The following is a 23337-nucleotide window of genomic DNA, read 5'->3' as shown; positions in this document are numbered from 1 at the left end:
GCCGGTTCGGCGGACCGGCCAGGCTGGCGGAATCGATTTCCGCTTGACCGGCCGGGGAATCGGCTATCGTTTCCCCAGACAGTACGCAGGGTGGAGTGACCGATGAAAGCCGTCGTCTTCGAGAAATTCGGCGAAGCGCCGACGATCCAGACCGTTCCCGATCCGAAGCCGGCTGCCGATGGCGTCGTCATCAAGGTCGAAGCGACCGGGCTGTGCCGCAGCGACTGGCATGGCTGGATGGGCCATGATGACGGCATCACCTTGCCGCACGTCCCGGGACATGAACTGGCAGGCGTCGTCGTCGCCGCCGGCAAACAGGTGAGCCGCTGGAAGGCTGGCGACCGCGTGACGGTGCCATTCGCCGTCGGCTGCGGCCGCTGCTTCGAATGCACGTCGGGCAACCACCAGGTCTGCGAGCACCAGACGCAGCCCGGCTTTACCGGCTGGGGCTCGTTCGCCGAATATGTCGGCATCGAGCATGCCGACACCAATTTGGTGCGCCTGCCCGAGGAGATGGAATACGCCACTGCCGCCAGCCTCGGCTGCCGTTTCGTCACCTCGTTTCGCGCCATCGTCGACCAGGGGCGCGTCAAGCCCGGCGAATGGGTGGCGGTGCATGGCTGCGGCGGCGTCGGCCTGTCGGCAATCATGATCGCCAGTTCGATGGGCGCCAATGTGATCGCCATCGACCTCACCGACGAGAAGCTGGAGTTCGCCAAAAAAATCGGCGCCGTCGCCACCATCAATGCGTCGACAACGCCGAATGTGGTCAAGGCGGTCAAGCAGATCACCAATGGCGGCGCGCATATGTCGATGGACGCGCTCGGCCATCCGACCACCTCGTTCAACTCGATCGCCAATCTGCGCCGGCGCGGCCGCCATGTGCAGGTCGGCCTGATGCTGGGCGAGCATGCCCGCCCGCAAGTGCCGATGGACAAGGTCATCGCCTTCGAGCTCGAAATCCTCGGCAGCCACGGCATGCAGGCCTACCGCTACCAGGCGATGATGGAGATGATCCGCCATGGCAAGCTCAAGCCCGAACTGCTGGTCGGCAAGAAGATCAGCCTCGACGAGGCCCCCGCGGCGTTGATGGCGATGGGCGGCTTCGAGGGCATAGGTATTGGCGTGGTGACGAAGTTCTAGGCGCGGGCGTCGCTTCCAGAACTACCGCGCAAACTTCTTCGCGCCAAACACGCAGGCCACCACGCCAAGCGTGACCACCACCATCAGCGGGCTGACCTGTTCGTGCAGCAGTGTCGCCGCCAGCGCCAGGCCGAAGAAGGGCTGTAGCAATTGCAGCTGGCCGACCGCGGCAATGCCGCCTTGCGCCAGGCCGCGGTACCAGAACACAAAACCGATCAGCATGCTGAACAGCGAGACATAGGCGAGCCCGATCCAGGCGTGGGAGCCGACGGCGGCAAAGGATGGCGGCAGGGTCGCGAAAGTCAGCACCAGCATGATCGGCAGCGACAGCGTCAGCGCCCAGCAGATCACTTGCCAGCCGCCGAGCCTGCGCGACAGCGCGGCCCCCTCGGCATAGCCCAGGCCGCAGACGACGATGGCGGCCAGCATCAGGCCATCGCCCACTGGCGAGGCGGTCACGCCTTGCATCAGCGCGAAGCCCGCGACCAGCGTGCTGCCTATGCAGGAAAACAGCCAGAACGCCGGCCGGGGACGCTCGCCGCCGCGCAGCACGCCGAAGATCGCGGTTGCCAACGGCAGCAGGCCGACGAAGATGATCGAGTGGGCGGAGGTGACGTGCTTCAGCGCCAGCGCGGTCAGCAAGGGAAAGCCGACCACCACGCCAAGTGCGACGATCACCAGTGACATGAGATCGCCCCGCTCCGGGCGCTTCTGCCGGAACAAGAGCAGCACTGCCAGGCCAAGCAGCCCGGCAATCGCGGCGCGGGCCGATGTCACGAATGTCGGGTCGAAGTCCATCACGGCAACGCGCGTCGCCGGCAGCGAGCCTGAGAAGATCAACACGCCGATAAATCCGTTCAACCAGCCGCTCGCGGTCTTGTCCATTCCAGGCTCCATGTCTTTCGCCCTCTATCGGGCAGATGCCATGGTGCAGCCAGAGACAATGGGGTACAATTCATCGAAACTGTAATGGCCAGATGAGCAGTACGGATGACGGACTTCGCTTTGGAAAAGGACGACGCGCGGACCCCGGGCGCCCCCACACTGGTCGAAAGCGTCATGGCGACCATTCGCCAGCGGATCGCGGCGCGCAGCCTGACACCGGGCGCCCGGCTGCCCTCCATCCGCGCCTTCGCCCAATCCATGCAGGTGTCTAAATCCACCGTGGTCGAAGCCTATGAACGGCTTGCAGCGGAAGGCACGATCCGCTCCCGGCCGGGTTCAGGCTTCTATGCCGCCGGCTCGCTGGCGCCGCTGTCGCTGGCCGAGATCGGTCCCCGGCTCGACCGTGCCGTCGATCCGCTCTGGGTCTCGCGCCAGTCGCTGGATGCCGGCGACGAGGTGCTGAAACCCGGCTGCGGCTGGCTGCCGGCCTCGTGGATGCCGCAGGCCGGGCTGCGTCGCGCGCTACGCACGGCGGCGCGCGCCGATGATGTCGCGCTTGCCGATTACGGCACGCCGCTCGGCCTGCCGCCGCTGCGGCAACTCCTGGCGCGGCGCATGGCTGGGCATGGCATCGAAGTCTCGCCCGAACAGATCGTGCTGACGGAATCGGGCACGCAGGCCATCGACCTCCTATGCCGGTTCCTGATCGAGCCCGGCGACACGGTGCTGGTCGACGACCCCTGCTATTTCAATTTCCATGCTTTGCTGCGCGCGCACCGCGCCAAGGTGGTCAGCGTTCCCTACACGCCGTCGGGGCCTGATATCGAGTTATTCGCGCAGGCGCTCGCCGAACACCGGCCGCGCCTCTACATCACCAATTCCGCCATCCACAATCCAACCGGCGCCATCCTGTCGCCGGTCACTGCGCACCGGCTGCTCAAGCTCGCCGACCAGTCGGACCTGACCATCGTCGAAGACGACATCTTCGCCGATTTCGAACACGCCACTGCCCCGAGACTCGCGGCCTTCGATGGCCTCAACCGCGTCGTCCACATCGGCAGTTTCTCCAAGACGCTGTCGGCATCGGCGCGCTGCGGTTTCATCGCCGCGCCCCGCGACTGGATCGAGGGCCTGACCGACCTCAAGATCGCCACCACCTTTGGCGGCGGACGGCTGGCGGCCGAACTGGTGCTGACGTTGCTGAAGGACGGCAGCTACCGCAAACATATGGACTTGCTGCGCGCGAAGCTCGCGCGCGCCATGGCGGAGACCGGCACCCGGCTGAAGGCGATCGGCATCACGCCCTGGATCGACCAGCCGGCCGGCCTGTTCCTGTGGTGCAGATTACCCGACGGCATCGACGCGGCCGGAGTCGCACGCCGGGCGCTTACCGACAATGTCGTGCTGGCGCCCGGTAATGCGTTCAGCCTGTCCGGAACGGCCAGCCGTTTCCTGCGCTTCAACGTCGCCCAATGCGAAGACAAGCGGATCTTCAAGGTGCTCGAGGCGGCGATGGCGCGCTGATCTCAGCGGCTAGCACAGACCTCCCGCACGCAGTCGCGCAACCAGCGTTGCGCCGGGTCGACATCGAGGCGCGGATGCCAAAGCATTGAAATGGTGACTTCCACCGTCGTGACCGGCAGCGGAAAACTGTGCAGGCCGGCGCGCGCGCCGGCCGTGTGCCGCTCAGGCACGCTGGCGATCAGTTCCGAGGCGCGCGCCATGGCGAGCGCGGCCGAGAAACCCGAAACCATGCACACGACCGTCCGCTGCAGGCCAAGCGTGCCCAGTGCCTCGTCGATCGGCCCTCTCTCGCGGCCGCGCCGCGAAACACTGACGTGCCGGCCCGCGGCGTAGCGCCCGGGCGTCACAATGCCCTCGCTCAGCGGATGGCCTGATCGAACAGCGCCAATGAAGCGGTCGCGAAACAGCGCCTGGATGCGCACTTCGGGCCCGTTTTCGCCGGCAACTCCGATTTCCAGGTCGATCGCCGGGTCGCGCAGCGACATCACATCCTTGTCGGACTTGGGCGCGAAACGCAGCCGCACCCCCGGCGCCTCGGCCTCGATGCGGGCGACCAGACCCGGCCCGAACTCCTCTACGAAGCCCTCATTGGTGCGCAGCGTGAACACCTTGTCCAGGCTTGCGGGATCAAGCAATTCGGCGGGGCGCAGCAGCGCCTCCGCGTCCTGCACGACAGCACCGACCTGCCGGCGCAATTCGTCCGCGCGCGGCGTCGCCACCAGGCCACGCCCGGCACGGACCAAAAGAGGGTCGCCCGTTGCCTCGCGCAGCCGCGCCAGCGTGCGGCTCATCGCCGAGGGGCTGAGCCGCAGACGGCGCGCGGCGCGGGCCACGCTGCCTTCCTCCAGCAGAACGTCGAGAGCGAACAGCAGATTGAGGTCAGGAGACGTCATCCGCAGATCATAACATGATGTGGCGTTTGACGCACGAATATGATGCAAATGCTGCGCCTTCCGCCATATCAACTACAAGACTAGATCTCCGATGGTTCCGGTTGCGGAGCGAATGGAAAGGAGATCGCTATGGCAGTCGCCGCACAAAGTCGAGATGGGCTGATATCAGCCCCCCAAGAGAAAGAAACGGTCGGCTGGGCTCTGGCAAGCCTGTCGCTCGCCGCGCTGCTGTCGTCGCTCGGAACCAGCATCGCCAGTGTCGGGTTGCCCTCGCTGATGCAGACATTCGGAGCATCGCTCCAGGCCGTGCAATGGGTGGTTCTGGCCTATCTCCTCGCCATCACCACGCTGATCGTCAGCGCCGGGCGGCTGGCCGACATGTTCGGGCGCCGGCCATTGCTGCTTGGCGGCATCGCGTTGTTCACATCGGCATCGGTGCTCTGCGGCCTGGCGCCGACGCTGTGGCTGCTGATTGCCGCGCGCGCCGTGCAGGGGCTTGGCGCCGCGCTGATGATGGCGCTGACGCTGGCCTTTGTCGCCGAGACGGTAAGCAAGGAGCGTACCGGCAGCGCCATGGGCCTGCTCGGCGCCATGTCGGCGATCGGCACCACGCTCGGCCCCTCGCTCGGCGGCCTGCTGATCGCCGGCCTCGGTTGGCGCGCGATTTTCCTGGTCAATCTCCCATTGGGCCTGCTGACCTTCGCCCTCGCCTGGCGCGCCTTGCCTGCCGGCAACAAGAACGCGCAGGCCGCTAAAGGCAAGTTCGACGCGATGGGCACTGCCTTGCTGGCCATGACGCTGGCCGCCTACGCGCTGGCCATGACGCTTGGCCGGGGCCATTTCGGCGCTCTCAACATCGGCCTGCTGGCCGCGACCGCCCTCGGCATCGGTCTATTCGCCGTCACCCAGAAGCGGGTGAAGAACCCCCTGGTCCAACTCGCCAGTTTCAAGGATCCACGGCTCAGCGCCAGCCTGGCCATGAGCCTCATCGTCGCCACGGTGATGATGGCAACCCTGGTGGTTGCCCCGTTCTATCTGTCGCGAGGGTTGGGGCTCGATGCCGCGATGGTCGGCGTGGTGCTCTCGACCGGGCCGCTTGTGTCGACCCTGTCGGCGCTGCTGGCCGGACGGCTTTCCGACCGCTTCGGAGCCAACAGGATGATGGTCGCCGGCCTCACCAGCCTCGCCACGGGCACATTCCTTCTGTCGCTTGCCCTGACCGGGCTTGGCATTGCCAGCTATGTCGTTCCGATCACCGTCACCTGCTTCGGCTATGCCCTGTTCCAGACCTCCAACAATGCGGCCGTCATGACCGGCGTCGGCGCGGGCGAACGCGGTGTCATGTCGGGCCTGCTCAATTTGTCGCGCAATCTCGGCCTCATCACTGGCGCGTCGCTGATGGGCGCCATCTTCGCGGTTGCGTCGGCCGGTGGTCAGCAAGGAGCAGGACAGGACGTCCTGAATTCCGCTTCAGCCGCCCGGGGCATGCAGGTCACCTTTGAGACGGCAACGGCCCTGGCGTTGGTTGCATTGCTGCTAGCGCTGCTGTCATCCCGCAATGCGATCAAGCATGGATAATCGATGCGAAATTTCTGAAATCGCGGGGCTTGGGCAGCCGCTCAGACCCCTGCCCGTTTGCGGCGCTCATACAGCATGACCAGCGTTTCCGCCGTCAGTGCCGGCTTTTCCTCGCCTTCGATCTCGACCGTATTGGCTGCCTTCATCAGGTATTGACCAGGCCCCTTATCCTCCATGGAAAGCAGGACGGTGCGCAGCCTGATGCGCGCACCGACCTTGACCGGCGCCAGGAAACGCACCTTGTCGAAGCCATAGTTGAAGGCGGCCTGGGTGTTCTCCGGCACGATACCCATGCCGAGCGCCAGCGCGCCGATGATCGACAGTGTCAGATAGCCATGCGCGATCGTCGTGCGGAACGGGCTTTGCCGCCGCGCTCGTTCGGGATCGACATGAATCCATTGATGGTCGCCGGTGCATTCGGCGAACTGGTTGATACGGTCCTGGTCGACCGTGGTCCATTCCGAGACACCGAGCTCCTGCCCGGACATCGTTCTCAACTGCTCGAAGGTCGGCGGCGTTTTAGGCCGTACTTCTGTCATTCCTGCTTTCCCGATAGCTTGCCGTGCCTCCGGACCACGAACGGACGGCTCCTGTCAATTCGCCCTGCGTGAATCCGTTCCGCCGAATTCCGGCTGAATCTGCCATGCCTTACCATGCATTGGCAGGTCGAATTCGGATTTTACGACGTTTCAGGGCAGCCGGGAGCTTATAGCGTGGCGCGGATGCAACTATGCGTAAGGTTACGCAATGCCGAACCGGCATGCCCAACCGGAGACGTAACGGCAGGCCACGGGGACCTACTTCTGCCCGTAGCCGGCGCGGATTTCCTCCATCGCATCCTTGATGCGCGCGCGCAGGATTTCGATCGATTCGGTGCCGGATTTGCGAGCCAGTTCAGCCACTTCACCGGCATTCTTGAGCGCGGCCTCGAAGGATTTCCTGGCGAACTCCGTCTGTTTGGCCATCAGCTCCTGCGGGTTGCCCGGCGCCCGGTAGCTCTGCGCCATGTCGGCAATTTCGCGCAGCGTGTCCTGCAGCATTTCGCGTTGCCTCGACAACAGCGAGGTCGCGCCGGCGGCGCCGGCTCGCGCCGATTTCTCCAGGGCCTCGAGGTTCTTGCGATGATGGGCAAGGATCGCCTCGACATCGACATTGGGCACCTTCAGGTCGCGGCCGAACCTGCCGAACATGTCCATGAAGGAATCGGATTCCGGTTGTTTTGCCATGATGTCTTCTCCCCTTTGCCGCGGATGCGGCTGCCCTCACGGGGAGCATAGCACTCGGGTGCCGCGTGTCCATTTCGAAGACAGGCCCGGCGACCGATACGCATCAATTGACCGGGAGCAGCAGTTCGATCGTGTAGAGCACGATACCGGCCAGCCCACCGATGATCATGCCGTTGAAGCGGATATATTGCAGGTCCCGGCCGATGTTCATCTCGATCAGCCGCGTCAGTTGCGCCAGGTCCCAGCGCTTGACCTGATCGCCGATGAATTTCGATACGCCGCTCTTCTGGTTCTCGACAAAGGAGGCGAGCGCCACGACGAACCCTTGGTTCATGTCGGCCCGGATCCGCGCATCGCCGGCAAGATGCCGGCCGACCTCGACGAACATGTTGGCGAGATGTGCGCGGACCACCGAATTCGGCGCCTTGGCGTCCTGCGCGATGAACAGGCTGAGGCTCTCCCACATGTCGCCGGCCAGCGCCCTGACCTCGGGTCGGGCGAGGAAATCACGCTTCATCTTCTCGGCGCGCTTTGCATATTGCTTGGACGTCCGCAGCCGCTCGACGAAGCCTTGCGCGAAACGGTCGAACTCGGCCCGCATCGGGTGGTCGGGATCGGCCCGCACCTCGTCGAGCAAGGAGCCTGCCGAGGCGACGATCTTCTTCAGGAGATAGGCGTCGGCGCGGAACAGGTTGAACAGCGACGGCAATTCCTCGCGGATCTTCTCGCGCATCGTCGCCAGCGCCTGTTCGTCGTTTAGGAAGCGGCCGACCACCTTGATGAACTCGTCGAACAATTTCTGGTGGCGGCGGTCATCAGTAAGCGCCGACAAGAGTTCAGCCGCCAGCGGCGCCAGCGGCACCTTTTCGATCTGCTCGAGCATACGGCTGGTGACGAAGCCGCGCAGTCCGGATTGCTCGACCGCGGCCAGCGTCTGCGGCACCAGCCGCACGACGAAGCGCGACAGGCCGGCGGCGCGTTCGGCATCGGTCAGCCAGTCGGCGACGAGTGCTGCAAAATCGACATCGGCAAGCTTTTCCCGCACCGGCTCCGGCGCCAGGAAATTGGCCTCGATGAAGCGGCCGAGATTGTCGGCGATGCGGCTCTGGTTTTCCGGGATGATGGCGGTGTGCGGGATCGGCAGCCCGAGCGGCCGCCTGAACAGCGCCACCACCGCGTACCAGTCTGCCAGGCCGCCAATGGTCGCCGCCTCGGCGAAGGCAGCGACGAACCCCAGCCACGGATAGGTCCTTTGGAACGACTTGGCCAAGGCGAACACCAGCACGCAAAGCGCCAGCGCCGCGGTGGCGATGAATTTGGTGCGGCGCAATGCCGAGAGCTTGACGGCCGCGTCGGCATCGAAACGGACAGGCGCCAGGGACGGAGCCGATTGTGACATGGACGAATTGCTCCTCGTCGATCTCTGGTCGATCTCGGGCCTATCTAGGGATTCGTCAGCCGAAATGCCCGTAGCGGCCAGTTTTCCCCTCGTTTTGCCGGGTTGCGCATATAAAGTTGACGAGAATATTCATCTATGGTGCCCGGCTAGTCTGGAATTGTTCCAAGGTATAGGCCATATTCGGGTCGAGGCCAGTGCGACGAATCCGAAACTCCGGGATCAGAGCCGCGCCGGCAAAATTCTGGAATCCGGCATGCTCACCGCGCCGGCGCCTAGTGAGGACAAAATGCGGCTTACACGCCAGACCAATTATGCCATGCGCATCCTGATGTATTGTGCCGCCAACGATGACCGGTTGAGCCGTATTCCCGAAATCGCGACCGCCTATTCGGTGTCGGAACTGTTCCTGTTCAAGATCCTGCAGCCGCTGGTCGAGCATGGCTTGGTGGAGACTGTGCGCGGCAGGAATGGTGGCGTCCGGCTTGGCCGCGCCGCGGAATCCATCAGCCTCTTCGACGTCGTGCGCGTGACGGAAGAGAGCTTTGCCATGGCCGAATGCTTCGAGAACGATGCCGCCGAATGCCCGCTGGTCGACAGCTGCGCGTTGAATTCGGCGCTGCGCGAGGCTCTCAACGCCTTCTTCGCCGTGCTTTCCCGCTACACCGTTGCCGATATGGTGGCGGCAAGGCCGAATGTGCGCAACCTGCTCGGCATCGACATGCTGGAGCGCCGCGCCCCGGCTGCCTGATCTGAGCAGGCCGGCCTCACCTGAACATCAACCGACCGACGATTGCGGCAGCACGAACGGCATGTTGCCGGCTGGGAGCACGCCGACCCTCAGCCGGCAATCGAACACTTTTTCGATCAAATCGTCGCTGAGCACATCCAGCGGAGAGCCGGTCGCGGCCAGCCGGCCGCGATGCATGACGAAGATACGGTCGGCATACATGGCCGTCAGGTTGAGATCGTGCAGGATGGCGATCACGCCGCCGCCCCTTCTGGCGAAATCGCGGGCAATGTTCATGATGATCAGCTGATGCTTGATGTCGAGGCTGGAAACCGGCTCATCGAGAAAGAGATAGCGCGGCTTGCCGTCTAGCACCGGCGCCCAGACCTGGCACAGCACGCGCGCAAGCTGGACGCGTTGCTGCTCGCCGCCCGAAAGCTCCTGGTAGAAACGTCCGGCAAAACCATCGAGGTCGACGCGGGCCAGCGCCCGTTCCGGCAGCCGCGCATCCTCGCCTGATAAGGCACCCGAGCGGCCGCCGACAAGGCCGAGATTGACGACTTCGCGGACCGTGAACGGAAAGGACAGCGTCGTCGCCTGCGGCAGCACCGCGCGATGGACGGCAATATCTACCGGTTTCATCGCCGCAAGGTCGCCGCCGTTGAGGGCGACTTGCCCGGTATAGGCGAGCTCACCCGACAGCGCCTTCAGGAAGGTCGTCTTGCCCGAGCCGTTGGGGCCGACGATGGCCGCGACTTCGCCGGGCCGTGCGTCGAAATCGACACCGCCGACGATGCGCTTGCCGGCGATATCAACGGAAACATCCCTTGCCTCGATCATTCAAAGCCTCACAAATCGACCACGCCGCGCTTGCGCAGCAGGATCCACAGGAAGAACGGCGCGCCCGCGATCGCGGTGACGATGCCGATCGGCAATTCGGCCGGCGCCACGATGGTGCGGGCGACCGCATCCGCCAAGAGCAGCAGCGAGGCGCCGAGCAACGCCGAAGCCGGCAAGAGATAGCGGTTGTCCGGACCGATCAGCAGGCGCAGCAGATGCGGCACGACGATGCCGACGAAGCCGATGCCACCACTGACGGCGACGGAGGCACCGACCGCTGCCGAGACGCCGATTATGGCGATGTATTTCAGCCGCTGCACCGGGATGCCGAGATGCCCGGCGGTCGCCTCGCCCAGCGCCAGCGCATTGAGGCCGCGCGCCAGGAACGGCATCGTCGCCAGCGCCAGTATGATGATCGGCCCGACCGAACCGATCTTCTGCCAGGTCGCGCCACCGAGCGATCCGAGCTGCCAGAAGGTCAGGTCGCGCAACTGGCGATCGTCCGCCATGAAGATGAGGATGCCGGTCAAGGCCATGGCGAGCGCCGCCAGCGCGATGCCGGCCAGCAGCATGGTGGCGACCGAGGTATGCCCGCGCCGCGTGGCGACCTGATAAAGCACCAGCGTCGTGGCAAGACCGCCGAAGAAGGCTGCCAGCGGCAGCGCGAGCGTGCCGAACAAGGCTGTCACCGGCGCCAGCACCGTGGCGCCGAGCACGATGACGGCGACCGCGCCGAGGCTGGAGCCGGCGGAAACGCCGATCAGGCCGGGATCGGCCAGCGGATTGCGGAACAGTCCCTGCATGACGGCGCCCGAGACTGCGAGTGCTGCGCCGACCAGCATGCCGAGGATGATGCGCGGCAAGCGGATGTCGTAGACGATCAGGCTGTCACGCGCGCTCAGCGCCGCATCACCCGGGACAGCGCCAAGCAGCCAGTCCCTGAGGACGTTGACGGCCGAAGCATCCGATGCCCCTGATGTCAGCGACAAAAGCGCGGCGGCCGCGAGCCCGAGGCACAACAGCAGGATGACGATGCGGGCGCGGCCCGAGCGGTCGCCTTCGGATTCATTCGCCATCACCTTCACCGGGCCGGCGATCGATTGATCGACCATGATCTGCCTGCTCAGTCCGTGACTTCAGCGCCATAGAGCGAGACGGCGAGGTCGTGGATGGCATCGGCCGTGCGCGGCCCGAAGCCGAGCAGATAGCTACCATCGATGCGGATCAGCTTGCGCGCGGTTCCGGCCGGCGTCGAGGCAACGGACGGATTGTCGAACAATTCGTCGTCCAATACCGGCGGTCCGGCATTGCTCATCATCAGGATCACGTCAGGCCTGGCGGTGATGATCGCTTCATCGGACATCTGCTTGTAGCCGGAGAAGCCTTCGACGGCATTGACCCCACCTGCCAGCCTGACCATGCCGTCGGCCGCGGTTTCGCTACCGGCCGCCAGGATCTTGCCGCCCTGTATCGACAGCACGAACAGGATGCGCTTGCGCTCCTTGATCGAGGCGGTCTGCTTTTCGGCTGAGGTCAGTTTGGCATCGAGTTCCTTGGCCAGCACCTCGGCCTTGGCATCGACGCCGAGCGCCTTGCCGATGATGCGGACCTTCTCGAGGATGCCTTCGTGGCTATAATGCTCGGGCACTTCGATGAACGGAACGCTGCTCTTCTTCAGCACGTCGACGGCTTCCTTGGGACCGCTGCCGTGCAACGCCAGAATGCCGGTCGGATTGACCGACAACACACCTTCCGGCGACAGAGCGCGCATATAGCCGACATCAGGCAAGGCCAGCGCCGCTTTCGGATAATTGCTGGTGGAGTCGCGCGCCACCAGATGTTTCTCCTCGCCAAGCGCATAGACGATTTCGGTGATCGAACCGCCTATGGCGGCGATCTTCGACGGATCGGAGAAGACCGAGACGCCCTCGGCAGCGCCAGCCGGTTGCAGTGTTGCAAAGGCAAGGAAAAGGCCGAGGATCGGCGCTGCCATCGAACGGCGCATGGCCGGCAGGTTCGGGAAAAACCGCATCACACCGTTCCTCACGCTGCCGTCGGGCTTGGAATGCGCGGCAGGTTCTCGGTCAGGAATCGCCAATCGTCGCGCTCGCTTTCGCCTTCGTGGCGCTTGCCGAAGAACTGGATGATCATCTCGCCATTGGCGGCGTAGACCTCGAGGGAGGTGACATGGCCATCCTTGGTCGGCTTGCGCACCGCCCAGACCTCATGGATGTGATCCATCCGCAGGTGCAGATGAAAGGTCTCGTCCAGCACATTGATCCACGGCCCCATCGGCTTGATCGATTTGACCGGGCCGGAATGAATCTGGATGCAGCCGCGGTTGCCAACGAAGCACATAATCGGCATCTCGCCCTCGGAGGCGTGATGGAACATGGCGCGGACCGCATCATTGTCGAGCAACCAGGCATAGTCGGTTCCGACCATGCGCACCGCCTGGCGGCGGCTGAGCTTGAGCGTCTTCAGCATGCCGAAGAACTGGTGCACGTCGGTCAGCCGGCTCCAGCGGTCGCGCAGATCGTCTGGGCTGGCGGTGGTTGCCCCGCCCTCGCCCTGATCGTCGGAAATTGGGCCTGAAATATTGACCGTCGGTTCCTGGTTGGAGGATTCCAGCGAGGCGACCAGCTTCTGGTAGGCATAGAGGCTGGAGGCCGGCCGCAGATGCACCTTGTGCACCGCCTCGCCCGCCGCATCGAAGAACTGCAGGCTGCGGCGGATCTCGTCGCCGTCGCGTTTCTCCACGGCAAAGCCATGCGCCCAGATCTTCGGGAAGATGCGCAGGTCGATATTCTCGCCAAGCACCATGGCATTGTGGTTGCCGGTGACGACCTTGTCATAGACGCCGATCTTTTCGTGCACGGCGCTTTCGTTGCGGGTCAGCGCCATCACTTCGCCAACGGCTTCGAGACCCGTCAAAAGGTCGTTGATGCGCGGCTCGATGCGCACGACGCCGTCACCGCAATGCGCGGCGACCAACTCGGCTTCCGAAATGCCGAGTTGGGCCGCCAGGTCACGCTCGCGCGCTTTCGGATCCTCCGTCCGTGCCCGCCGGATTTCATGCGGGGCGGGTTTTACGCGCTGGTCCATGTCTTACCCCTGATGCCTTCTTACTTGTTGAGAATGAGCTTGCCCTGCCGGGTGATCTTCAGCCGGTAGAGCGCGCCATGATGCTCGATGCCGATCTCGTGCTCGCCCTGGAACAGCGTGTTGCTGGAGAGCGTTCGCACCGCCAGCGGGATCCGATCGAAGCGGGTAGAGGCATCGTCGGAACGGCGGGCGCGATAGCGAAAATCGTTGGGATTGTGCGTGTTCATCTGGGTCGATCCCTTTCCTGTGCCGGGCACCTGGCTAGGCGTTGCGAAATGTCGATTGATTTCTTGACTTGAATAATCATGTTTATTAGTCAGTGCAATACCGGAGTAAACGAGTCAACATTTAACACGCCGGACACGATGAAAAATGCCAGCGAGCCCCAGGCCAGCCAGCATGAAACCTGGAATCTGGAGTTGGGGCATGGGGTTGGTGAACTGGGAATGGCGCGGCCGGTCGGCGGCGCACGGTGTGGCGGCTTTGTTGGCTAGCGTGGCGGCGGTCGCTTTGTCCGCGCCATCAGCCCACGCTCAGCAGGCAACGCAGCCGGCGGGCGAGCAGACAGATCAATCGAAGAAGGCTGACCAGGAGAAGGCAGCCCCCGCGGGTGCGACGCTGCTCGACAAGATCCTGGTGCTCAGCCGCACCGGCGAAACGGCGATCGAATCATTGGCCTCGGCCAGCCATGTCGACCAGAACCAGCTCGCCCGCCGCATGGCGACGACGCCGAACGAGATGCTGCTGGGTGTGCCCGGTGTCGCGACACAGGCCGACGCCAGGCGCGTCAGCACCAGCATCAACATTCGCGGCCTGCAGGATTTCGGCCGCGTCGCGGTGATCGTCGACGGCGCACGCCAGAATTTCCAGCGTTCTGACCACGGCACGCAATCGACCTTCTACATCGACCCCGAGCTCGTCAAATCCGTCGATGTGATCCGCGGTCCTGTCGCCAACACCTATGGTTCGGGCGCCATCGGCGGCGTCGTCTTCTTCGACACCAAGGACGCAGAGGATTTTCTCAAGCCGGAGGAGATATGGGGCGCTTCGGTAACCGGACGCTATGAGAGCAACGGCAAGGGCTGGACCACCAGCGCCACGGGTGCCTACCGTTTCAATGAGAACTGGGATGTCCTGGGCAACATCGTCTACCGCAACTATGACGACTACAAGGATGGCGGCGGCGACACCGTCAAAGGCACCGGCTTCGACGTGCTGAGCGGCCTGCTTAAGACCACCATCCGCCCGTCCGAAAACAGCGAGTTGAAACTGGGCTGGGTCGGCTCAAGCGACAGCTGGGACGAAACCAGCGGCGGTGTGCCGGTCAACGATGTCGACCTGAAGTCGAACACCTTCACGGCCCGTTACAACATCACGGACGAGGACAAGAGCTGGCTCGATCTCCACATCAACACCTCGTACAACAAGACCAGTCTCGACCTGACCAGCCTTGTCCCGCAAAAACGCTTTGATCCGGTCACAGGTCTTCCAGTGGTGTTGCCAACCGGCTCGACGTCGACTTTCGATGTCGGCACGGCCGCAATCGACATCTGGAACACCTCACGATTCGAAACCGGTGGCGTCGCCCACGAATTGACTTATGGCGGCGACTGGGTCGGCGACAATGTGAAGACGGGCGGTACCGCCGGCGGCGACAGTTTCTACACGCCGTCAGGCAAGCGCAACGTCTCCGGCGCCTATGTCCAGGATAAGCTCACCTGGGATTGGCTCGAGGTGATCGCCGGGCTGCGTTACGACAGCTACAGTCTCAAGGATGACACCCACGATACATCAGGCGATCGGTTGTCGCCGCGCATCACCGTCGGCGTCTCGCCCTTTGACAACGCCAGCCTTGCCGGCCTGCAATTCTATGGCACTTACGCAGAGGGCTACCGTTCGCCCTCCCTCACGGAGACACTGATCAGCGGCAACCATCCGGCAGGTGTCACCTTCCCATTCCTGCCCAATCCGAACCTGCGACCTGAAACCGGCAAGACGACCGAATTCGGCATCAACTACAAGCAGAACGATATGTTGGAGGCTGGCGACGCACTCCGCATCAAGGCGGCCTATTTCAACAACGACGTCGACGACTATATCGAAGGCGTGACGTTGTCGCCGTTCGCCCCAAGCAGTGGTTGCCCGTTCGGCCCTGGCATTCCGATCTGCTACCAGTACCAGAATTTCGCCAAGGCCAAGATCTACGGCCTTGAGTTTGAAAGCGTCTACGACGCTGGATGGGGTTATGCCGGGCTTTCGGCATCGATCACGAATGGCCACACCATTTCCTACAAGGGTGTGGAAGCCGATCTCGCTACAATCCCCTCTTCGCAGGTCACCGCCCAGCTTGGGCTGCGCTTCCTCGAGGACAAGCTGACCGTTGGTGGTGAGGTGCAGTACAACGGCAAGCCGAAAGGCAATGCGGTGGCCGAGGACTACACGCTGATCAATGCCTTCGCCAGCTACCAGGCGACCGACAATCTGAAGGTCGATTTCCGCGCCGACAACCTGTTCGACGTCAAATACGCCAATCCGCTCAACGGCAGCACGACAGTCGCGGTCTATGAGCCGGGCATCACGCTGAAGCTGGCGGCAACCATGCGCTTTGGAGGCTGATGGCCATGACGAGCTTGACGACATCCCTTCGTCTGCTGACCTCGGCGTTTGCGATGTCGCTGGCGATGGTTCCGGCGTGGGCTGAAGGGTCCGCGCCGGTCCCCGCGCTGACCCTCGAACTCAATGCCGCGCAGCCTTCCGACAAGGGCTGCCGGCTGACCTTCCTGGTCAACAACAATCTCGGCGCCGACCTCTCCAAGGCGGCGTTCGAGGTCGCGCTCTTCAACACCGCCGGTGTCGTCGATCGGCTGACCGTGCTCGACTTCAAGGACCTGCCGGCAGGCAAGACCAAGGTGACGCGCTTTGATCTCGCCGGCACCGACTGCACCAAGGTCAGCCGCGTGCTGATCAACAGCGCGACCGAGTGTGCCGGCACCGGCGTCGAACCGGCCGCCTGCATGCGCAAGCTGAAGACGGACACCAAGACCGGTATCGCTTTCGCGTCTGAGACCGGCGTTGGGACTGCATCCCGCATTTACAGGAAATACCGTGGCCTGGCCGCCGGCCGGACACGGTTCGCCGATACCAGGGGCAGATGATCTTGATTTGACTTTTGCCCGCTGGTCGCTGCAATTTCCGGCCCGCGACATGCAGGAAATCAGTCCCCTCCCCGACGCTGGCAGTGAACTGGCGGTAGCGCCGGCCGGGCCACTTGTGCCCGCACGGCCGACCGCCCGATGGCCCATTGCCCTCGTCGTCTCGAGCCTGCTCCATGGAGCGGCGGCGGCATTCTTTCTGTTCTCGCCCTCCAGCGCATTCAATTCCCGGAATGCTGAGCAATCGGAAGGCGGCGATCAAACCGGCGACAAGGTGGCCGGCAGCGCGTTGGTCAAGGATCCGGCGGCAATAAATGTCACGCTGGAGCCGAAACCGCAGCCGACCAAACCGGAACCGGCAAAGGCTGTCAGACCAGCACCGCCGACAAAGCCATTGCAGCCTGAGCAGGAGGTTGTGAAGCAAGCTCCCGAACCCGTACAGGAAGTAGCCAGGCCGTTGCCCGAGCCTTTGCCGGAAGCTGCCAAACAGCCAGCGGTAACGCCGGACATACTGGTGGCGGCGACCCCGCGCCCCGACGATCAGAGCGTGGATGCCAAAGCCGAAACATCGCCGCAGCCGAGCGTCCAGGCCGAAAGCGCTCAAGCGCCTGCCGTCGTTCCGGACCAACCGCCAATCCCCAGCGCCAGGCCAACCCCGCCAGCCGCTCCGGCGACGATTAGAGCAGCGAGTGAGCGCAGCGGCATGGCAGATGGCCTGGACAAGCTGGCGCAAGCGGCCAGCAAGGGCAAAAGACCGAAAGAGGCAGGCAGCGACGCGGAAGACAGCTATCGCGGCGACGTGTTTAGAAAGCTCGGGAGTGTCAACCGTACTCTCCCGCCTTCGCTGCAACTGAAGGCACGCAACAATGCGGTCGTCACATTCGTCATAGGCAGGAAGGGCGGCATAGATGAGCTGCGCGTTCTGCAGAGCTCAGGATCGGCGGCTTTCGACGAGGCCGCGCTCGGCATCGTGCGCAAGGCCGCTCCTTTCCCTCCAATTCCCGCACAGGCAGCAAACCCAACTTTGGAGTTCGAGGTCGGAATCGGCCCATTTTGAACCGGCCCGGAACAAAGCGCTGCAACGCCAACGATCAACATCCGCACGAAAGGAATCCCATGTACATCGCCATGAACCGCTTCAAGGTGCAGAACGGCTCGGAAGCCAATTTCGAGGCCGTGTGGAAGAACCGCGATTCCAGCCTTGCCGAGATGAAGGGTTTTCGGGAATTCCATCTGCTGCGCGGCCCGGTCAACGAGGCCGAAGGCTACACGCTGTTTGCCTCGCACACGGTGTGGGCGAGCCAGGATGATTTCGTCGCCTGGACCAAATCGGAAAACTTCCGCGCCGCACACAGGAATGTCGGCACGACGAAGGTCCACTATCTCGGCCACCCGCAATTCGAGGGCTTTTCCGTCGTCGAGGGCGCCTGACGTGGCTTTACCCGAGCAAATGCGAGAACCTCGGGCACCCTCGTCATGATCGCGTCGAACCGCGCCCACCCAGCCGACGCAGCCAGTGGCCAACATGCATGCGCAGCCACTGCCAGGGCCGTCCCCGGGTCAGGTATCGCATCAGCCGCGGATCATCGGCCAGCTCCTTGAACTGACGCACATGCTGCCTCAGGAATGCGGGTATGAAATTGCGCCCGTTGATATCACTGAGCCAAGCTGAATTCTCCAGCACATAGTCGACGACATCCGCCGCCAATGTGCTCTTGTGGGCTCGGTGGGCAGGCGTTTGCGGTACATGGCCGCCGGCAAAGGCAATGCCGGTGGAAGACATGTTCGACCCGTGCAGGCGATAGAGGCTGAGCCCTTCGGATAGGATGAGGCTGCCGCCGGCCAGATGCGCACATGTGACCGTCAGATAATCCGCCCCCATCTTGGCCTTGAACGGGAAGGACAAGACCCGCTCCAGCGCGCCACGCCGGTACATGATCGCCGAGCATGGCGACCATAGCCAGCCGGTTGTCGCAGGCGCGAAATAAGTCACTGGATGCTCTGATACGCAAGCAATCCCGGGCGCTATGCCGGCAAGCTGGCCACCAGGCGCGATGGCGACGCCATTGCCGTCGGGCCCGGAGCGCGGTTTGCGCAAGGGAAGGAACGTGCCGCTCAGCAAGGTGCCGCTGCCGTCGACCAGGAACACGTCGGAGCTCGACAGCGCGGCCGAATATGTTGCGTTGAGGTGGGCGGACAGATGCGCCAGGAGAAAATCCGGCAGCCACGCATCGTCGGCATCGAGAAATGCCACGAAAGGCGCGTCGGTCGCGGCAAAGCCATCGCGGAATCCCGTGATCTGCCCGCCATTCTGCGAGCGCGCCAGCAGGCGCAGGCGCGGATCGTCTATGGCTGCCAGAAGCTGGCGGATATGGTCGGCCGAGCCGTCGGTCGAGGCGTCGTCGACAATGACGCAGTCCCAGTTCCGGTAGGTCTGCGCCAACACCGAGCGGATCGCCTGTTCGACGTAGGGCCGGTAATTGTAGCAGGTGATGACCACCGCCACGCGCGGCAGCTCAAACGGTGGGGACTTGTCTTCCATCTGATCGGTCGCCCCGCTCGAATTGCCGCCCATGCTTATCCCCGGCAACTGGACACAAGGCAAGCGAGGTGTGAATAGTCTTTATGCCGCAGCGAGCAGGCTGGCATTGCCGCCCGCGGCGGTCGTGTCGACGCAGACGGCCCGCTCATGCACATAGGCCGCCGGATTGAGCAACTCGCTGACCAGCGGCACGATCGGGCCTGAGCGCTCGGCAATGACCTTGCGCACGATGCGCGCAGCTTCCGGCGTGCCCGAAAAAGCGACGACATCGACGCGCAGCGAGCGCGCTTCGACCGGATCGGGACGTCCGTCGATCGCAGCCAAAGGCAGTCCCTTGCCGGTCAGCGCGGCGAGAGCCGCCGGTGCGCCCGGTGCGACGGCCAGCACCGCATTGCCGGCGGCGAGCGCCTGGATCGTCTGGGCAAGCAGCGTGTCGGCATCCGGCCCCAGGCACAGCACACGACCGCGCGGCGACAGCGACAGCGTGTTGGCCTCGCCGGTCGGTCCCGGCAGATCGACCTGGCCGAAATCGATTGCAGCGGCGGCACCAATGGCGGCCGCGCCCTTGCCGCGCAGGTGCTTCCTCAGGATGGCGATCCGGTCCGGGCGCGTCGACCAGCCTCCGAGCGTGGGATCGGGCAGATTGTCGGCCAGCTCGGTCGCCGTCACCTTGTGGCCCTCGCCAACTTCCGTGCCGGCTTCCGGCCCTTTGCGGAAGCGGCGCAGATAATGCGGGCCGCCGGCCTTTGGACCGGTGCCCGACAGCCCCTCGCCGCCAAAGGGCTGCGAGCCGACGACGGCGCCGATCTGGTTACGGTTGACATAGATGTTGCCGGCATGGATGCCGTCGACGAAATGCTGGACGCGGCCTTCGATGCGGGTATGCAGGCCGAAGGTCAGGCCATAGCCCTTCCGATTGATGGCGGCGATCACCGCGTCGATCTCATCGGCGTCGAAGGTCGCGACATGCAGCACCGGGCCGAAGACTTCTCGGTCCATCTCCTCGATGCCCTTGACCCTGAAGACATGCGGCGCGACGAAGCGGCCGTCCCTCGGCGCCTCGAGCTTGGCGATCAGCCGGCCTTCAAGACCCTTCTTCGTGCAATAGTCACGGATCGAGGCCTGCGCCTCATCATCGATGACTGGGCCGACGTCGGTCGAAATCCGCCAGGGGTCGCCGATATTGAGCGCTTCCATGGCGCCCTTCAGCATCTCCAGCATCTTCTTCTCGACGTCCTTCTGCACATAGAGCACGCGCAGCGCCGAGCAGCGCTGACCTGCACTCTGGAAGGCCGAGGCCAGTATATCGCGCACCGCCTGCTCGGGCAGCGCGGTGGAATCGACGATCATGGCGTTGAGGCCGCCGGTCTCGGCGATCAGCATGGCGTCGGGCGCGGCACTTTCGGCCAACTGCTTTTCGATCAGCTTGGCGACCTCGGTCGAGCCGGTGAAGCAGACGCCGGCAATGCGCGGATCAGCGGTCAGCGGCGCGCCGACCGATGGGCCGTCGCCGGGCAGCAGCTGGACGATGTCTTCCGGGACACCGGCCTCGCGCAGCAGCTCGACGGCACGGAAGGCGATCAGCGGCGTCTGCTCGGCCGGCTTGGCGATCACCGAATTGCCGGTGACGAGTGCCGCCGCGATCTGGCCGGTGAAGATGGCCAGAGGAAAGTTCCACGGCGAAATGCAGACGATGGCGCCGCGCGCTTGCGTGCCTATCTCGGCGTTTGCCGCTTCGGCGGCGTAGTAGCGCAGGAAGTCGACGGCTTCGCGCACTTCGGCGACGCCGTCGGCCAGTGATTTGCCGGCCTCGCGGGTGGCCAGCGCGAAGAACTCGACCGCATTGGCCTCGTAGAGATCGGCGGCGCGGTTGAGGATGGCGGCGCGTTCGGCAACGGGGCGCTTTGCCCAGGCCGGTTGCGCTTCCACTGCGATCCGCACGGCGATCGCGACCTGCTTGGCGGACGCCTCGTGAACCGTTCCGACCACTTCATCGGGCTTGGCCGGATTGACGATTGGACGCTGCTTGCCGTAGCCGGCGGCCCGCGTGATCGGCTTGGCGTGCCAGCGATCCGGTCCGGCAAAGGCCGCCCTGGCCTTGTCGATCGCCGCCAGCGTCACCGTATCGGTGATGTCAAAACCCCTGGAGTTGCGGCGACCAGCACCAAAGATCTGGGACGGCCGGGCAATCGCCGGATTTGCGGCAGAGCCCTGGCCTTCCACCGTTTCGAGCGGATCACGCGCGATGTCCTCCGGCTCGACGTCCTCGTCGGTCAGCTGATGCACGAAGGAGGAATTGGCGCCGTTCTCCAGCAACCGGCGCACCAGATAGGCCAGCAGGTCGGAATGCGCACCGACCGGCGCATAGATGCGGCAGCGCGTGCCTTCGGCCTGGCGCACCGTCTCGTGCAGCGCCTCGCCCATACCATGCAGGCGCTGGAACTCGAAGGCGTCGCGATTATCAGCCATCGACAGGATGGCGGCGACGGTGTGGGCGTTGTGGGTGGCGAACTGCGGATAGATGCGGTCGGTCATGCCAAGCAGTTTTTTCGCGCAAGCCATGTAGGAAACGTCGGTGTTGGCCTTGCGGGTGAACACGGGATAGCCGGCAAGCCCGAGCGTCTGCGCGCGCTTGATCTCGGTGTCCCAATAGGCGCCCTTGACCAGCCGGACCATGATGGTGCGGTCGTATTTCTTGGCCAGTGCATAGAGCCAGTCGATGACGAAGGCCGCGCGTGGCCCATACGCTTGCACCACCACGCCAAAACCGTTCCAGCCGGCGAGTTCCGGCTCGGCCAGCACGCGTTCGATGACGTCGAGCGACAGATCGAGGCGATCCGCTTCCTCGGCGTCGATGTTGAGGCCCATGCGCGAATGCCGGGCGGCGAGCGCCAGCGACAGCAGCCGCTCGGCCATCACGGGCAGCATCTCCTCCTTCTGCGCCACCTCGTAGCGCGGATGCAGCGCCGAGAGCTTGACCGAGATGCCGTGGTTCTGGCGGATGTCAGGGCCGTTGGAGCCGGAATCGAGCGACGAAATCGCATTGGCATAGGCCTTGAGGTAGCGCAATGCATCGACCTCGGTGCGCGCCGCCTCGCCCAGCATGTCGAAGGAATAGAGACAGCCCTTCTGCGTCATCGGCCGGCCGCGCTTGACCGCCTCCGCGATGGTACGGCCGAGCACGAACTGTTCGCCCATTTCGCGCATGGCGGCGGCCACCGCCTTGCGGATCACCGGCTCGCCCAGCCTGCGCACCATGGAGCGCAGCGTGCCTTCGATGCCGCCCTCGCCCTCGTCGAGGACACGGCCGGTCAGCATCAGCGCCCACGTCGAGGCGTTGACGAAGATCGAGCTCGAACCGCCGGAATGCGCCGACCAGTCGTGCGGCGCGATCTTGTCGGCGATGAGATCGTCCATCGTCTCGGTGTCCGGCACGCGCAGCAGCGCCTCGGCCAGGCACATCAGCGCCACGCCTTCCTTGGTCGACAGGCCGTAGGCGGAAAGAAAGACTTCCATCAGTCGGGGATCGGACGAGCCGCGCACCGCCCGCACCAGATCGGCGGCCCGCGCCGAGATCGCATCGCGATCTCCGGCCGAAAGCCCGGTCGCCTCGGCCAGCCGCTTCACGGCCTCGTCCTCGTCAGGCAAATAGTTGGCGCGGATCTGCTGGCGGATGGTGTCGAGCGGCATGGCGGGTCCTGTGGAGCGAGCATCAGCGAGCGGGCCGGCGGTCACCGGACCGAATGGCGCAAGCTAGCACAGGCGCGGATTTCAGTCGGTCCAAAGAAATCGACATCACAGGCCATTTGATCCATCATAGCGACACAAGATCAACAAATGGACTGCCTTTTTGATGACCGAAGACCAATTGGACCGCATCGACCGAAACATCCTGTCGGCGCTGGCAAGCAACGGCCGGCTTTCCATGTCCGAACTGGCGGCAAAGGTCGGCCTGTCGAAGACGCCGGTGCAGGCGCGGGTCAAGCGGCTGGAGAAGGATGGCTATATCAGGGGCTACCAGGCGATCATCGACCGCGAGCGCATGGGCGAAGGTCATGTCGCCTTCGTCCAGGTGAAATTGTCCGACACCCGTTCCGCCGCGCTCGACGCCTTCAACCGGTCCGTCCAGAGCGTGCCGGAGATCGAGCAGTGCCACATGATGGCGTCGAGCTTCGATTATCTGCTGAAGGTCCGCACCAAGGACATCGCCGCCTATCGTCGCGTGTTGGGCGAGCGCATTTCGGCCCTCCCCCACGTCGCCCAGACCTCGACCTTCGTGGCCATGGAGACAGTGAAGGATCGCTGACCATGATCCCGAAAAGT

At 64.2% G+C, this 23337-nt stretch carries 20 protein-coding genes and 1 pseudogene; 9 read left to right on the top strand and 12 right to left on the bottom strand.

Annotated features, from left to right (window positions below; genetic code table 11):
• The first annotated feature begins 102 nt into the window (after positions 1 to 102).
• Positions 103 to 1143, top strand: coding sequence for a zinc-dependent alcohol dehydrogenase family protein (locus tag AC04SF_RS11425; RefSeq protein ID WP_488477863.1), 1041 nt, complete (start codon positions 103 to 105; stop codon positions 1141 to 1143).
• 21 nt (positions 1144 to 1164) lie between these two features.
• Here the strand turns inward: AC04SF_RS11425 and AC04SF_RS11420 are convergent, their stop codons facing one another.
• The gene (locus tag AC04SF_RS11420) at positions 1165 to 2028 is read right to left on the bottom strand and encodes a DMT family transporter (RefSeq protein WP_488477862.1); all 864 of its coding nucleotides are present in this window, start codon (positions 2026 to 2028) and stop codon (positions 1165 to 1167) included.
• 105 nt (positions 2029 to 2133) lie between these two features.
• Between AC04SF_RS11420 and AC04SF_RS11415 the strand changes: the two genes are divergently transcribed.
• A complete protein-coding gene (locus AC04SF_RS11415) occupies positions 2134 to 3552 on the top strand; it encodes an aminotransferase-like domain-containing protein (protein ID WP_488477861.1) in 1419 nt (472 codons plus the stop codon).
• Between the two features lie 2 nt (positions 3553 to 3554).
• Here the strand turns inward: AC04SF_RS11415 and AC04SF_RS11410 are convergent, their stop codons facing one another.
• Entirely contained in the window at positions 3555 to 4445 is an 891-nt protein-coding gene (locus tag AC04SF_RS11410; RefSeq protein WP_488477860.1) for a LysR family transcriptional regulator, read from the bottom strand.
• Positions 4446 to 4574: 129 nt separating this feature from the next.
• On the opposite strand from AC04SF_RS11410, the gene AC04SF_RS11405 reads away from it, so the two are divergent.
• Complete coding sequence (locus tag AC04SF_RS11405) at positions 4575 to 6023, top strand: MFS transporter (RefSeq protein ID WP_488477859.1); 1449 nt, start codon at positions 4575 to 4577, stop codon at positions 6021 to 6023.
• A gap of 41 nt (positions 6024 to 6064) precedes the next feature.
• On the opposite strand, the gene AC04SF_RS11400 is transcribed toward AC04SF_RS11405, so the two are convergent.
• The 3 genes from AC04SF_RS11400 to AC04SF_RS11390 form a co-directional block, all read right to left on the bottom strand.
• A complete protein-coding gene (locus tag AC04SF_RS11400; protein WP_488477858.1) occupies positions 6065 to 6562 on the bottom strand; it encodes a MaoC family dehydratase in 498 nt (165 codons plus the stop codon).
• Positions 6563 to 6820: 258 nt separating this feature from the next.
• On the bottom strand, positions 6821 to 7249 hold the full coding sequence (locus AC04SF_RS11395; protein ID WP_284273416.1) for a phasin family protein: 429 nt from the start codon (positions 7247 to 7249) through the stop codon (positions 6821 to 6823).
• Positions 7250 to 7352: 103 nt separating this feature from the next.
• Positions 7353 to 8648, bottom strand: a complete 1296-nt coding sequence (locus AC04SF_RS11390) for a DUF445 domain-containing protein (protein ID WP_488477857.1) — start codon at positions 8646 to 8648, stop codon at positions 7353 to 7355.
• A 286-nt stretch (positions 8649 to 8934) separates the two neighbouring features.
• On the opposite strand from AC04SF_RS11390, the gene rirA reads away from it, so the two are divergent.
• Positions 8935 to 9396 (top strand): iron-responsive transcriptional regulator RirA, encoded by a 462-nt coding sequence (gene rirA, locus AC04SF_RS11385; protein ID WP_096457419.1) that lies wholly within the window; start codon positions 8935 to 8937, stop codon positions 9394 to 9396.
• Between the two features lie 27 nt (positions 9397 to 9423).
• Here the strand turns inward: rirA and AC04SF_RS11380 are convergent, their stop codons facing one another.
• Genes AC04SF_RS11380 through hemP form a run of 5 tightly spaced genes read right to left on the bottom strand, consistent with a single transcriptional unit; the run spans position 9424 to position 13547 of the window.
• A complete protein-coding gene (locus tag AC04SF_RS11380) occupies positions 9424 to 10215 on the bottom strand; it encodes a heme ABC transporter ATP-binding protein (protein ID WP_488477856.1) in 792 nt (263 codons plus the stop codon).
• Between the two features lie 8 nt (positions 10216 to 10223).
• Positions 10224 to 11327 (bottom strand): FecCD family ABC transporter permease, encoded by a 1104-nt coding sequence (locus AC04SF_RS11375; RefSeq protein WP_488477855.1) that lies wholly within the window; start codon positions 11325 to 11327, stop codon positions 10224 to 10226.
• Positions 11328 to 11338: 11 nt separating this feature from the next.
• Entirely contained in the window at positions 11339 to 12247 is a 909-nt protein-coding gene (locus tag AC04SF_RS11370) for a heme/hemin ABC transporter substrate-binding protein (RefSeq protein ID WP_488477854.1), read from the bottom strand.
• Between the two features lie 11 nt (positions 12248 to 12258).
• A complete protein-coding gene (locus AC04SF_RS11365) occupies positions 12259 to 13320 on the bottom strand; it encodes a hemin-degrading factor (RefSeq protein WP_488477853.1) in 1062 nt (353 codons plus the stop codon).
• Between the two features lie 20 nt (positions 13321 to 13340).
• A complete protein-coding gene (hemP, locus tag AC04SF_RS11360; RefSeq protein WP_096446896.1) occupies positions 13341 to 13547 on the bottom strand; it encodes a hemin uptake protein HemP in 207 nt (68 codons plus the stop codon).
• 199 nt (positions 13548 to 13746) lie between these two features.
• On the opposite strand from hemP, the gene AC04SF_RS11355 reads away from it, so the two are divergent.
• The 4 genes and pseudogenes from AC04SF_RS11355 to hmuQ all read left to right on the top strand — a co-directional run bounded on the left by AC04SF_RS11355 (position 13747) and on the right by hmuQ (position 17903).
• Positions 13747 to 15936 (top strand): TonB-dependent hemoglobin/transferrin/lactoferrin family receptor, encoded by a 2190-nt coding sequence (locus AC04SF_RS11355; RefSeq protein ID WP_488477988.1) that lies wholly within the window; start codon positions 13747 to 13749, stop codon positions 15934 to 15936.
• Between the two features lie 5 nt (positions 15937 to 15941).
• Positions 15942 to 16376 (top strand): annotated as a pseudogene (locus AC04SF_RS11350) (hypothetical protein); the annotation flags it as partial.
• 49 nt (positions 16377 to 16425) lie between these two features.
• Positions 16426 to 17529, top strand: a complete 1104-nt coding sequence (locus AC04SF_RS11345; RefSeq protein ID WP_488477852.1) for an energy transducer TonB family protein — start codon at positions 16426 to 16428, stop codon at positions 17527 to 17529.
• A 59-nt stretch (positions 17530 to 17588) separates the two neighbouring features.
• On the top strand, positions 17589 to 17903 hold the full coding sequence (hmuQ, locus tag AC04SF_RS11340; protein WP_488477851.1) for a heme-degrading protein HmuQ: 315 nt from the start codon (positions 17589 to 17591) through the stop codon (positions 17901 to 17903).
• Between the two features lie 43 nt (positions 17904 to 17946).
• Here the strand turns inward: hmuQ and AC04SF_RS11335 are convergent, their stop codons facing one another.
• On the bottom strand, positions 17947 to 19047 hold the full coding sequence (locus AC04SF_RS11335) for a glycosyltransferase (RefSeq protein WP_488477850.1): 1101 nt from the start codon (positions 19045 to 19047) through the stop codon (positions 17947 to 17949).
• Between the two features lie 48 nt (positions 19048 to 19095).
• Positions 19096 to 22704, bottom strand: a complete 3609-nt coding sequence (gene putA / locus AC04SF_RS11330) for a bifunctional proline dehydrogenase/L-glutamate gamma-semialdehyde dehydrogenase PutA (RefSeq protein ID WP_488477849.1) — start codon at positions 22702 to 22704, stop codon at positions 19096 to 19098.
• Between the two features lie 163 nt (positions 22705 to 22867).
• Between putA and AC04SF_RS11325 the strand changes: the two genes are divergently transcribed.
• Entirely contained in the window at positions 22868 to 23320 is a 453-nt protein-coding gene (locus AC04SF_RS11325) for an Lrp/AsnC family transcriptional regulator (protein ID WP_477439225.1), read from the top strand.
• Positions 23321 to 23337 lie beyond the last annotated feature (17 nt).

Source organism: Mesorhizobium sp. CNPSo 4671 (genome assembly GCF_057784245.1).
This window is presented reverse-complemented; position numbering and strand designations above follow the sequence as displayed.

Coding starts and splice junctions, on each gene's coding strand:
- AC04SF_RS11425 (WP_488477863.1), top strand. CDS start 103: ATGAAAGCCGTCGTCTTCGAGAAATTCGGCGAAGCGCCGACGATCCAG.
- AC04SF_RS11420 (WP_488477862.1), bottom strand. CDS start 2,028: ATGGACAAGACCGCGAGCGGCTGGTTGAACGGATTTATCGGCGTGTTG.
- AC04SF_RS11415 (WP_488477861.1), top strand. CDS start 2,134: ATGACGGACTTCGCTTTGGAAAAGGACGACGCGCGGACCCCGGGCGCC.
- AC04SF_RS11410 (WP_488477860.1), bottom strand. CDS start 4,445: ATGACGTCTCCTGACCTCAATCTGCTGTTCGCTCTCGACGTTCTGCTG.
- AC04SF_RS11405 (WP_488477859.1), top strand. CDS start 4,575: ATGGCAGTCGCCGCACAAAGTCGAGATGGGCTGATATCAGCCCCCCAA.
- AC04SF_RS11400 (WP_488477858.1), bottom strand. CDS start 6,562: ATGACAGAAGTACGGCCTAAAACGCCGCCGACCTTCGAGCAGTTGAGA.
- AC04SF_RS11395 (WP_284273416.1), bottom strand. CDS start 7,249: ATGGCAAAACAACCGGAATCCGATTCCTTCATGGACATGTTCGGCAGG.
- AC04SF_RS11390 (WP_488477857.1), bottom strand. CDS start 8,648: ATGTCACAATCGGCTCCGTCCCTGGCGCCTGTCCGTTTCGATGCCGAC.
- rirA (WP_096457419.1), top strand. CDS start 8,935: ATGCGGCTTACACGCCAGACCAATTATGCCATGCGCATCCTGATGTAT.
- AC04SF_RS11380 (WP_488477856.1), bottom strand. CDS start 10,215: ATGATCGAGGCAAGGGATGTTTCCGTTGATATCGCCGGCAAGCGCATC.
- AC04SF_RS11375 (WP_488477855.1), bottom strand. CDS start 11,327: ATGGTCGATCAATCGATCGCCGGCCCGGTGAAGGTGATGGCGAATGAA.
- AC04SF_RS11370 (WP_488477854.1), bottom strand. CDS start 12,247: ATGCGGTTTTTCCCGAACCTGCCGGCCATGCGCCGTTCGATGGCAGCG.
- AC04SF_RS11365 (WP_488477853.1), bottom strand. CDS start 13,320: ATGGACCAGCGCGTAAAACCCGCCCCGCATGAAATCCGGCGGGCACGG.
- hemP (WP_096446896.1), bottom strand. CDS start 13,547: ATGAACACGCACAATCCCAACGATTTTCGCTATCGCGCCCGCCGTTCC.
- AC04SF_RS11355 (WP_488477988.1), top strand. CDS start 13,747: ATGGGGTTGGTGAACTGGGAATGGCGCGGCCGGTCGGCGGCGCACGGT.
- hmuQ (WP_488477851.1), top strand. CDS start 17,589: ATGTACATCGCCATGAACCGCTTCAAGGTGCAGAACGGCTCGGAAGCC.
- AC04SF_RS11335 (WP_488477850.1), bottom strand. CDS start 19,047: ATGGGCGGCAATTCGAGCGGGGCGACCGATCAGATGGAAGACAAGTCC.
- putA (WP_488477849.1), bottom strand. CDS start 22,704: ATGCCGCTCGACACCATCCGCCAGCAGATCCGCGCCAACTATTTGCCT.
- AC04SF_RS11325 (WP_477439225.1), top strand. CDS start 22,868: ATGACCGAAGACCAATTGGACCGCATCGACCGAAACATCCTGTCGGCG.